Here is a 10,209-nt window from a genome sequence, read left to right on the forward strand (position 1 = left end):
ACGGGGGAAATCCGAATGAACTTAGTCTTAATGGGGCTTCCTGGTGCCGGTAAAGGCACACAGGGCGAACGAATTGTTGAGGATTATGGGATTCCTCATATCTCAACAGGAGATATGTTCCGTGCTGCTATGAAAGAAGAAACACCACTCGGACTCGAAGCAAAATCTTATATTGATAAGGGAGAGCTCGTACCTGACGAAGTCACAATCGGAATTGTAAAAGAGAGACTTGGCAAAGATGATTGTGAAAGAGGTTTTCTTCTGGACGGATTTCCGCGAACAGTCGCTCAAGCCGAAGCTCTTGAAGAAATTCTTGAGGAATACGGCAAGCCGATTGATTATGTCATTAACATTGAAGTCGACAAAGACGCTCTTATGGAACGTCTGACTGGACGCAGAATTTGCAGTGTTTGCGGCACAACCTATCATTTAGTCTTTAATCCGCCGAAAACGCCGGGTATTTGTGATAAAGACGGAGGCGAACTCTATCAACGGGCAGATGATAATGAGGAAACCGTCTCTAAACGGCTTGAGGTAAACATGAAGCAAACTCAGCCTTTACTCGATTTCTATTCAGAGAAAGGTTATCTTGCAAACGTGAATGGCCAACAGGACATTCAAGACGTTTATGCAGATGTGAAGGATCTTCTTGGAGGATTAAAAAAATGATTATCTGTAAAACCCCACGTGAACTTGGTATCATGCGGGAAGCAGGGCGAATCGTGGCTTTAACTCATGAAGAGTTAAAAAGGCACATTAAACCAGGAATCTCGACAAAAGAATTGGATCAAATTGCCGAACGTTTTATTAAGAAGCAGGGTGCAATCCCATCTTTTAAGGGGTATAATGGGTTTCGCGGGAGCATTTGCGTATCAGTTAATGAAGAACTGGTTCACGGCATACCTGGCAGCAGGGTGCTGAAGGACGGTGACATCATCAGTATTGATATCGGTGCTAAATTAAATGGTTATCATGGTGACTCTGCATGGACATATCCGGTAGGAAACATCAGCGATGATGACAAAAAACTTCTGGAAGTGACAGAGGAGTCTTTATATAAAGGCTTGCAGGAAGCAAAACCAGGTGAACGTTTGTCGAATATTTCCCACGCAATACAAACGTATGTCGAAAATGAGCAGTTTTCAGTTGTTAGGGAGTATGTCGGACATGGTGTTGGTCAAGACTTGCATGAGGACCCGCAAATTCCTCATTACGGTCCGCCCAACAAAGGACCACGGCTTAAACCTGGCATGGTTCTCGCTATTGAACCTATGGTGAACGCTGGCAGCCGCTACGTGAAAACATTGGCTGATAACTGGACGGTTGTAACGGTAGATGGGAAAAAGTGTGCTCATTTTGAACATACGATTGCGATTACGGAAACGGGTTTTGATATACTGACGAGAGTCTAGATGATGAAAATAATTCCGAAGACAGATGTTTTTCAAGCTTGATAGGGCAGAAAGCTTGGGGGAACATTGGCAAGACCGAATTCATCTTGCTGCTTGTCGTTGGAATTTTAACCATCATCAATGTACTAACAGCAGACGGAGAAAAGCGTACATTTCATTCTCCTAAGAAAAAGAATATCAATCATTTAACCCTTTATGATTGCGTATCTCCGGAAGTTCAGAACAGTATAAACGAAACAGGGCGTGTGACAAACTTCTTTTGAAATTTGTCAGAAAGCAAGTTACTGATTTGAAGAAGGGAGAACACTTGAATGGCGAAAGACGATGTAATTGAAGTGGAAGGTACTATAGTCGAAACACTGCCAAACGCGATGTTCAAAGTTGAACTTGAAAATGGCCACACTGTTTTGGCTCATGTATCTGGTAAAATCCGCATGCACTTCATTCGCATTTTACCTGGAGACAAAGTTACGGTAGAATTATCTCCATATGACTTAACTCGTGGCAGGATTACGTACCGTTACAAATAAAGCACTCCGGAAACTGAAGGAGGTTGGAAACACATGAAAGTGAGACCATCAGTTAAACCAATCTGCGAAAAATGTAAAGTTATTCGCAGAAAAGGAAAAGTAATGGTGATCTGTGAAAATCCAAAGCATAAACAAAAACAAGGATAATTTATAAGGAGGTGCCCAGAGAATGGCTCGTATTGCTGGTGTAGATATCCCACGTGACAAACGTGTTGTTATTTCTTTAACATACATCTTCGGAATTGGCCGCACAACGGCTCAGCAAGTTTTAAAAGAAGCTGGAGTTTCAGAAGATACTCGTGTGCGCGATCTTACTGAAGAAGAACTTGGTAAAATCCGTGATATTATTGACAAACTGAAAGTAGAAGGTGACCTTCGCCGTGAAGTTTCTCTTAATATCAAACGTCTGATCGAAATCGGAAGCTACCGCGGAATCCGTCATCGCAGAGGATTACCTGTTCGCGGACAAAACTCTAAAAACAACGCGCGTACTCGTAAAGGTCCGCGTCGTACTGTAGCTAACAAGAAAAAATAAGTAAGGGAGGTTCTTAAACAATGGCTGCTGCTCGTAAATCTAACACGCGTAAACGTCGCGTGAAAAAGAATATTGAGTCTGGAATTGCTCATATTCGTTCAACTTTCAATAACACGATCGTTACGATCACTGACACTCATGGTAATGCTATTTCTTGGTCTAGTGCCGGAGCTTTAGGATTCAGAGGTTCTCGTAAATCTACTCCTTTTGCTGCGCAAATGGCTGCAGAAACAGCTGCTAAAGGTTCAATCGAACATGGTCTTAAAACTCTAGAGGTTACTGTTAAAGGACCTGGTTCAGGCCGTGAAGCTGCAATCCGTGCACTTCAAGCTGCTGGACTAGAAGTCACTGCTATCAGAGACGTAACTCCTGTTCCTCATAACGGATGCCGTCCACCAAAACGTCGCCGCGTGTAATTTGTTTGTATAGATTTTGTGTCCCTGTCAATAATGGGTTATGATACAGTTATTTATGAAACGAATGCACCGACTCGTTGCCTGAGCACATACGGGACTAAACAATGGGGAATTTCGGATGGAATCTCATATGATTCTATTCGAGGTTTCGACGTTTTGAAGGAGGGTTTTAAGTAATGATCGAGATTGAAAAACCAAAAATCGAAACGGTTGAAATCAGCGACGATGCCAAATTTGGTAAGTTTGTCGTAGAGCCACTTGAGCGTGGATATGGTACAACTCTGGGTAACTCCTTACGTCGTATCCTCTTATCCTCACTCCCTGGTGCCGCTGTAACATCAATCCAGATAGATGGTGTACTGCACGAATTCTCGACAATTGAAGGCGTTGTGGAAGATGTTACAACGATTATCTTACACATTAAAAAGCTTGCATTGAAAATCTACTCTGATGAAGAGAAGACGCTAGAAATTGATGTACAGGGTGAAGGAACTGTAACGGCAGCTGATATTACACACGATAGTGATGTAGAGATCTTAAATCCTGATCTTCATATCGCGACTCTTGGTGAGAATGCGAGTTTCCGAGTTCGCCTTACTGCTCAAAGAGGACGTGGGTATACGCCTGCTGACGCAAACAAGAGAGACGATCAGCCAATCGGCGTGATTCCGATCGATTCTATCTATACGCCAGTTTCTCGTGTATCTTATCAGGTAGAGAACACTCGTGTAGGCCAAGTTGCAAACTATGATAAACTTACACTTGATGTTTGGACTGATGGAAGCACTGGACCGAAAGAAGCAATTGCGCTTGGTTCAAAGATTTTAACTGAACACCTTAATATATTCGTTGGTTTAACTGACGAAGCTCAACATGCTGAAATCATGGTTGAAAAAGAAGAAGATCAAAAAGAGAAAGTTCTTGAAATGACAATTGAAGAATTGGATCTTTCTGTTCGTTCTTACAACTGCTTAAAGCGTGCGGGTATTAACACGGTTCAAGAGCTTGCGAACAAGACGGAAGAAGATATGATGAAAGTTCGAAATCTAGGACGCAAATCACTTGAAGAAGTGAAAGCGAAACTAGAAGAACTTGGACTCGGACTTCGCAAAGACGATTGACTAGTTTCCCTTGTGAACTAGGATTTTCGTGTGTTTTTTATTCAGAAACAGCATTCCAATAAAGGAGGGGACATCACATGTCATACAGAAAACTAGGACGTACGAGTGCACAGCGTAAAGCTATGCTTCGTGATCTTACAACTGATTTGATCATCAACGAAAGAATCGAAACAACTGAAACACGTGCGAAAGAACTTCGCTCTGTAGTTGAAAAAATGATCACGCTTGGCAAACGCGGTGATCTTCACGCTCGCCGTCAAGCTGCTGCATACATCCGCAACGAGGTTGCAAACGAAGAAAATAACCAAGATGCACTTCAAAAATTATTCTCTGACATTGCAACTCGTTACGAGGAGCGCCAAGGCGGATACACACGTATTATGAAGCTTGGTCCTCGCCGTGGTGACGGAGCACCAATGGCAATTATCGAATTGGTTTAATCACATATTTTTGTGTATCTAAAGAAGGGCGGGACAGTTTCTAACTGGATCTATGCCCTTTTTTTAGATACTGCAACTTTTAATAGAGAGAAAAGCAGAGCATTAGCTGAGAGGAGGCCGGTTTTCCATGAATCAAAATCAGTTGATATCGGTAGAGGATATCGTATTTCGATATCGGAAGGACGCAGAAAGACGAGCACTAGACGGCGTCTCCCTGCAGGTGTATGAGGGTGAATGGCTTGCAATCGTAGGTCATAACGGTTCAGGGAAATCAACACTGGCCCGGGCATTGAATGGTTTAATTCTTCCTGAATCAGGCGACATTGAGGTTGCCGGGATTCAATTGACAGAGGAGTCTGTTTGGGAAGTGCGTAAGAAGATAGGTATGGTCTTTCAAAATCCGGATAACCAATTTGTCGGAACGACTGTTCGCGATGATGTGGCTTTTGGTTTAGAAAACAATGGTGTACCGCGGGAAGAAATGATTGAGAGAGTAGACTGGGCAGTAAAACAGGTGAATATGCAAGATTTTCTCGATCAAGAGCCGCACCATCTCTCCGGAGGCCAAAAGCAGAGAGTTGCGATTGCGGGGGTTATTGCCGCACGTCCTGATATTATTATCTTAGATGAAGCAACATCCATGCTTGATCCGATCGGGCGAGAAGAAGTGCTTGAAACGGTAAGACATTTAAAAGAGCAGGGCATGGCGACTGTCATATCCATTACACATGATCTGGATGAGGCAGCAAAAGCAGATAGGATCATTGTCATGAATGGCGGTAAAAAATATGCTGAAGGGCCGCCTGAAGAGATTTTTAAATTGAATAAAGAACTTGTTCGAATTGGGCTTGATTTACCCTTCTCATTCCAGCTTAGCCAGCTTTTAAGAGAAAATGGACTGGCTTTGGAAGAAAACCATTTGACTCAGGAAGGGCTGGTGAAAGAGCTGTGGACATTACAATCAAAGATGTAGAGCATCGCTATCAAATGAAGACGCCGTTTGAGCGCCTAGCACTATATGATATCAATGCATCGATTAAAGAAGGAAGCTACGTAGCCGTTATCGGGCATACAGGCTCTGGCAAGTCCACTCTTCTTCAGCACCTAAATGGTCTCCTGAAGCCGACGAAGGGACGGATATCACTAGGCAGCACTGTCATTCAGGCAGGGAAAAAGAATAAAGATCTGAAAAAACTTCGTAAAAAAGTCGGAATCGTTTTCCAATTTCCTGAGCATCAATTATTCGAAGAAACAGTTCTTAAAGATATTTCATTCGGGCCGATGAACTTTGGTGTTAAAAAAGAAGATGCTGAACAAAAAGCGAGAGAGATGCTGCAACTTGTAGGTTTATCAGAAGAGCTTTTGGACAGGTCACCCTTTGAATTAAGCGGGGGACAAATGCGCAGAGTTGCAATTGCCGGCGTACTTGCAATGGACCCTGAAGTGCTTGTTCTGGATGAACCGACTGCAGGATTGGACCCAAGAGGGCGAAAAGAGATTATGGACATGTTTTATGAGCTTCATCAACGGGGGAACCTGACGACGATCCTTGTGACACACAGCATGGAGGATGCAGCTGCATACGCTGATGAAATGATTGTTATGCATAAAGGAACGATACAAGCATCAGGCAGTCCGCGTGATCTGTTTTTAAAGGGTGAAGAGATGGCCGGCTGGGGGCTGGATCTTCCTGAAACAATAAAATTCCAAAGACACCTTGAAGATGCACTGGGTGTGAGATTTAATGAGCCTATGCTCACAATCGAAGATGCCGCTGCTGAAATCCGTGCTCTTTTTCAGGGGGAGAAGACTTTATGATGGACAGCATGATTATCGGCAAGTATGTTCCGGGTACTTCACTTGTGCACCGGCTTGACCCCAGAACAAAACTGATCACGATCTTTTTATTTGTCTGCATCGTATTCTTAGCCAATAATGTTCAGACATATGCGTTGCTTGGTTTATTTACAATTGGCGTCGTTTCTTTTACAAGAGTTCCTTTTTCTTTTTTAATGAAAGGACTGAAGCCAATCATCTGGATTGTCCTTTTTACGTTCCTTCTTCACATCCTTATGACACATGAAGGACCGGTTATCTTTCAAATAGGTTTTTTCAAAGTCTATGAGGGCGGTCTGGTTCAGGGGATATTCATTTCTCTTAGATTCGTCTATTTGATTTTAATCACAACCTTATTAACGCTTACGACCACACCGATTGAGATTACCGATGGAATGGAGCAGCTGCTGAACCCATTGAAAAAATTAAAGCTTCCTGTTCATGAGCTGGCTCTTATGATGTCAATTTCTTTACGGTTTATTCCGACACTGATGGAGGAGACAGATAAGATCATGAAGGCTCAGATGGCGCGAGGCGTTGATTTTACAAGCGGGCCTGTCAAAGATAGAGTGAAGGCTATTGTCCCGCTTCTTGTCCCGCTCTTCGTCAGCGCATTTAAACGCGCCGAAGAGCTTGCGGTTGCAATGGAAGCAAGAGGCTATCAAGGCGGAGAAGGACGTACGAAATATAGAAAGCTTGTATGGACAGGAAAAGACACTTCTGTCATTGTCAGCTTAATTGTATTAGCTGCTTTGTTATTTTTCTTAAGGGCTTAGAGGTGCTGTATGAGAATGAAATGCACGATTTCTTATGACGGACATTTGTTTAACGGTTATCAGGTTCAGCCGGGCAAAAGAACAGTTCAGGATGAACTGGAGAAGGCTTTGGCTGTCCTGCATAAGTCAAAAGACAGAATTCCGGTCGTTTCGTCTGGAAGAACAGACAGCGGGGTTCACGCAGCCGGACAGGTGATTCATTTTGACACTCCGCTGTCTATCCCGGCTGAGAGATGGCCACATGCCTTAAATGCACTGCTTCCGGACGATATCGCAGTCAAACAGGCAGAAATTGCGGATGATGGGTTCCATGCACGATTTAGCGCAGTCAAAAAAGAATATCGCTACTTTGTATACACGGAGAAACACCCGGACGTATTTAAACGGCATTACGCTTACCATTTTTCATATCGCCTTAATGTGCAGGACATGAGAGAAGCGGCAAAGCATCTTATAGGGACACATGATTTTACGAGCTTTTGCGCGGCTAAAACAGAAGTGCAGGACAAGGTAAGAACGATTTACGAACTTGATTGGACTGAGACGGCTGATGGCCTGCAAATGCGGATCACAGGCAGCGGTTTCTTATATAATATGGTCAGAATTATTGCGGGTACTTTGCTTGATGCAGGTATTGGAAAAATTTCTCCCGATGATGTGAAATCCATGCTGGAAGCGAAGGATCGCGAAGCAGCAGGGCGCACAGCGCCGGGGCACGGACTATATTTATGGAACGTTTACTATGACAACTAAACCAGGTGTATAATATTTTCTTGACAGAGTCTGCATAAAGTTATAAGATATCATATGGTATGTATTTCAACCCCACGATAAGCCCCGGAACTTATTGTGTTGTGAAATAGAACGTAATCGAAGTTTATTGAAAATGACAGATCATTTAGGAGGGAAATTCAATGCGTACAACACCTATGGCTAACGCAAGTACTATTGAACGCAAGTGGTTAGTTGTTGATGCTGCTGGCAAGACTTTAGGTCGTCTTTCTTCAGAAGTTGCAGCTATCCTTCGCGGAAAACACAAACCAACTTACACACCACACGTTGATACTGGAGATCATGTGATCATCATCAACGCTGAAAAAATCGAGTTAACTGGTAAAAAGTTAACTGACAAAATCTACTACCGTCACACTCAACATCCAGGCGGATTAAAATCAAGAACTGCTCTTGAAATGCGTACAAACTACCCTGAGAAAATGCTTGAGCTTGCTATCAAAGGCATGCTTCCAAAAGGTTCTCTAGGTCGTCAAATGTTCAAAAAATTGAACGTATACCGTGGTTCTGAGCATCCACACGAAGCACAAAAACCTGAAGTTTACGAACTTCGCGGTTAATTAAAAAGGAGGTTACCAATTTGGCACAGGTTCAATATTACGGTACTGGCCGTCGTAAAAGCTCTGTAGCGCGTGTGCGTTTAGTTCCAGGAGAAGGCCGTATCGTCGTTAATAATCGTGAAATCAGCGAACATATCCCATCTGCAGCTTTAATCGAAGATATCAAACAACCATTAACTTTGACTGAAACAGCTGGCACTTATGATGTTTTAGTAAACGTACATGGAGGCGGCTTATCTGGTCAAGCTGGAGCAATCCGTCACGGTATCGCTCGTGCTTTGCTTGAAGCAGATCCAGAATACCGTACAACTCTTAAACGTGCAGGTCTTCTGACTCGTGACGCTCGTATGAAAGAACGTAAAAAATACGGTCTTAAAGGCGCTCGTCGTGCACCTCAGTTCTCAAAACGTTAATTTTACGTTTTCAAAAAGCTCTCGACCTTGGGTTGGGAGCTTTTTTCTTTCAATAAAACGTGGCAGCTCCGCATAAAAATAACAACTGAATGGACGCTTGACGGGGTTAAGCAAATTGTTTGTTTATAAACGGTCTCACTGTAATAATCATGATAGCTTTCATTTTTATTTAATTGGAAGTTCGGTCAATGTTTATTATCGTTATGTGATCAGCCCAGCTCCATCTAACCACTGTATCTCATCCGTTAAAGTTCACTGCTGATTCTTAACCCGGAGAAACAAGGGCTCTCATTGCTAATGGCATTATGTAACGAAGTAAGTGTAAATCTGATGATATAAATCACATATCTCCTTTGTGATTTTTTTGCGTTTTTATGAACTTTTTTCTAAATATGCAAAGGGAAAGCGATATCAATCTAGAAATATTTGTTATACTCTATACATTAAAGTAAGGAGAAGATTCATGAATGCGTTAGTAGCTCATAATAGCAAAGCCTGGGATAAAAAAGTAGAAACAGGCAATGAATGGACTGTTGCTGTTGAGCAGCAGGTTATCGAACAAGCAAAAAAAGGCAATTGGGATATAAGGGTAACACCAATGAAAGATGTACCGAAGGATTGGTTTCCGCCTGTCAAAGGTCTGAAAGTACTCTGTTTAGCATCAGGCGGCGGCCAGCAGGGTCCAGTTTTGGCAGCCGCAGGCGCGGATGTCACTGTATTAGATAACTCAGAAAAACAGCTGAATCAGGATAGAATGATTGCTCAGCGAGATGGTCTTACGATACACACTGTCAAAGGAAGCATGGACGATTTAAGTGTATTTAATGATGAATCATTTGATGTCATTGTACATCCTGTTGCCAATGTTTTTGTTGAGAATGTCCTCCCGGTATGGAAGGAAGCGCACCGTGTGTTGAAAAGGAACGGTGTTCTAATCTCGGGTTTTGTCAATCCTGTTGTATTTCTGTTTGATACAGAATTAGAACAGCAAGGTGTTTTAAAAGTAAAACACTCCATTCCATATGCTGACCCAGAAGATCTTCCGAAACATAAAGTGAAAAAACTGATCGAAAATAATGAGGCTCTGGAATTCGGCCATTCCTTAGAAGACCAAATCAAAGGCCAAATTGATGCCGGTTTTATCGTTACTGGTTTTTATGAAGATAAAGGCGGATTTGTATTAGACCAATATATCCATACATATTCTGCAACAAGAAGCGTGAAAGTATGAAAAGCAGCGACCTGTTAGAGGGGCTGCTTTTTTCATAACTAATTACAGAACATTTGTTCCTGACCCTGCAGAAAGCTGATTTTTTATCGATTTTACACCTTCATTTGGGCGAATTTCCAACCGAATTCGGGCATTGTTTCATCATCC

15 protein-coding genes and 1 pseudogene are annotated in these 10,209 nt (G+C 42.6%); all 16 read left to right on the plus strand.

The genetic code is table 11. The annotated features are described in order from the left end of the window. Positions 1 to 15 precede the first annotated feature (15 nt). The 16 genes and pseudogenes from NYE49_RS00830 to NYE49_RS00905 all read left to right on the plus strand — a co-directional run bounded on the left by NYE49_RS00830 (position 16) and on the right by NYE49_RS00905 (position 10,062). The gene (locus NYE49_RS00830) at positions 16 to 669 is read left to right on the plus strand and encodes an adenylate kinase (RefSeq protein WP_003241987.1); all 654 of its coding nucleotides are present in this window, start codon (positions 16 to 18) and stop codon (positions 667 to 669) included. Beyond that, the gene (map, locus tag NYE49_RS00835; protein ID WP_015482707.1) at positions 666 to 1,412 is read left to right on the plus strand and encodes a type I methionyl aminopeptidase; all 747 of its coding nucleotides are present in this window, start codon (positions 666 to 668) and stop codon (positions 1,410 to 1,412) included. The genes NYE49_RS00830 and map overlap by 4 nt, the downstream gene beginning before the upstream one ends. Before the next feature lie 92 nt (positions 1,413 to 1,504). Next, positions 1,505 to 1,746, plus strand: a pseudogene (locus NYE49_RS00840) (RNA-binding protein); the annotation flags it as partial. Further along, the gene (gene infA, locus NYE49_RS00845; RefSeq protein ID WP_003156508.1) at positions 1,724 to 1,942 is read left to right on the plus strand and encodes a translation initiation factor IF-1; all 219 of its coding nucleotides are present in this window, start codon (positions 1,724 to 1,726) and stop codon (positions 1,940 to 1,942) included. The pseudogene NYE49_RS00840 and the gene infA, both read left to right, overlap by 23 nt. Before the next feature lie 33 nt (positions 1,943 to 1,975). Beyond that, positions 1,976 to 2,089 (plus strand): 50S ribosomal protein L36, encoded by a 114-nt coding sequence (gene rpmJ, locus NYE49_RS00850; protein WP_003156543.1) that lies wholly within the window; start codon positions 1,976 to 1,978, stop codon positions 2,087 to 2,089. A 22-nt stretch (positions 2,090 to 2,111) separates the two neighbouring features. After that, positions 2,112 to 2,477 carry a 30S ribosomal protein S13 gene (rpsM, locus tag NYE49_RS00855; protein WP_003235095.1) on the plus strand — a complete coding sequence of 122 codons (366 nt, stop codon included), beginning with the start codon at positions 2,112 to 2,114 and terminating at the stop codon, positions 2,475 to 2,477. Between the two features lie 20 nt (positions 2,478 to 2,497). Continuing rightward, positions 2,498 to 2,893 (plus strand): 30S ribosomal protein S11, encoded by a 396-nt coding sequence (gene rpsK / locus NYE49_RS00860; protein ID WP_009966385.1) that lies wholly within the window; start codon positions 2,498 to 2,500, stop codon positions 2,891 to 2,893. A gap of 176 nt (positions 2,894 to 3,069) precedes the next feature. After that, positions 3,070 to 4,014: a DNA-directed RNA polymerase subunit alpha gene (locus NYE49_RS00865; protein WP_003225835.1), complete on the plus strand. Its 945-nt coding sequence runs from the start codon at positions 3,070 to 3,072 to the stop codon at positions 4,012 to 4,014. Positions 4,015 to 4,091: 77 nt separating this feature from the next. Continuing rightward, entirely contained in the window at positions 4,092 to 4,454 is a 363-nt protein-coding gene (gene rplQ / locus NYE49_RS00870; protein ID WP_003225836.1) for a 50S ribosomal protein L17, read from the plus strand. 127 nt (positions 4,455 to 4,581) lie between these two features. Beyond that, the gene (locus NYE49_RS00875; protein ID WP_014478629.1) at positions 4,582 to 5,427 is read left to right on the plus strand and encodes an energy-coupling factor ABC transporter ATP-binding protein; all 846 of its coding nucleotides are present in this window, start codon (positions 4,582 to 4,584) and stop codon (positions 5,425 to 5,427) included. After that, the gene (locus NYE49_RS00880) at positions 5,403 to 6,272 is read left to right on the plus strand and encodes an energy-coupling factor ABC transporter ATP-binding protein (RefSeq protein ID WP_047181980.1); all 870 of its coding nucleotides are present in this window, start codon (positions 5,403 to 5,405) and stop codon (positions 6,270 to 6,272) included. Before NYE49_RS00875 ends, NYE49_RS00880 begins: the two co-directional genes overlap by 25 nt. Beyond that, positions 6,269 to 7,066, plus strand: a complete 798-nt coding sequence (locus tag NYE49_RS00885; protein ID WP_047181981.1) for an energy-coupling factor transporter transmembrane protein EcfT — start codon at positions 6,269 to 6,271, stop codon at positions 7,064 to 7,066. The genes NYE49_RS00880 and NYE49_RS00885 overlap by 4 nt, the downstream gene beginning before the upstream one ends. A gap of 9 nt (positions 7,067 to 7,075) precedes the next feature. Continuing rightward, positions 7,076 to 7,819 carry a tRNA pseudouridine(38-40) synthase TruA gene (gene truA / locus NYE49_RS00890; protein WP_047181982.1) on the plus strand — a complete coding sequence of 248 codons (744 nt, stop codon included), beginning with the start codon at positions 7,076 to 7,078 and terminating at the stop codon, positions 7,817 to 7,819. Positions 7,820 to 7,980: 161 nt separating this feature from the next. Further along, on the plus strand, positions 7,981 to 8,418 hold the full coding sequence (rplM, locus tag NYE49_RS00895) for a 50S ribosomal protein L13 (protein WP_003241966.1): 438 nt from the start codon (positions 7,981 to 7,983) through the stop codon (positions 8,416 to 8,418). A gap of 20 nt (positions 8,419 to 8,438) precedes the next feature. Then, positions 8,439 to 8,831, plus strand: a complete 393-nt coding sequence (rpsI, locus tag NYE49_RS00900) for a 30S ribosomal protein S9 (RefSeq protein ID WP_004399691.1) — start codon at positions 8,439 to 8,441, stop codon at positions 8,829 to 8,831. Positions 8,832 to 9,294: 463 nt separating this feature from the next. Then, entirely contained in the window at positions 9,295 to 10,062 is a 768-nt protein-coding gene (locus tag NYE49_RS00905; RefSeq protein WP_047181983.1) for a class I SAM-dependent methyltransferase, read from the plus strand. Positions 10,063 to 10,209 lie beyond the last annotated feature (147 nt).

This window comes from Bacillus sp. FSL L8-0358 (assembly GCF_038593095.1).
Lineage (GTDB): Bacteria > Bacillota > Bacilli > Bacillales > Bacillaceae > Bacillus > Bacillus subtilis.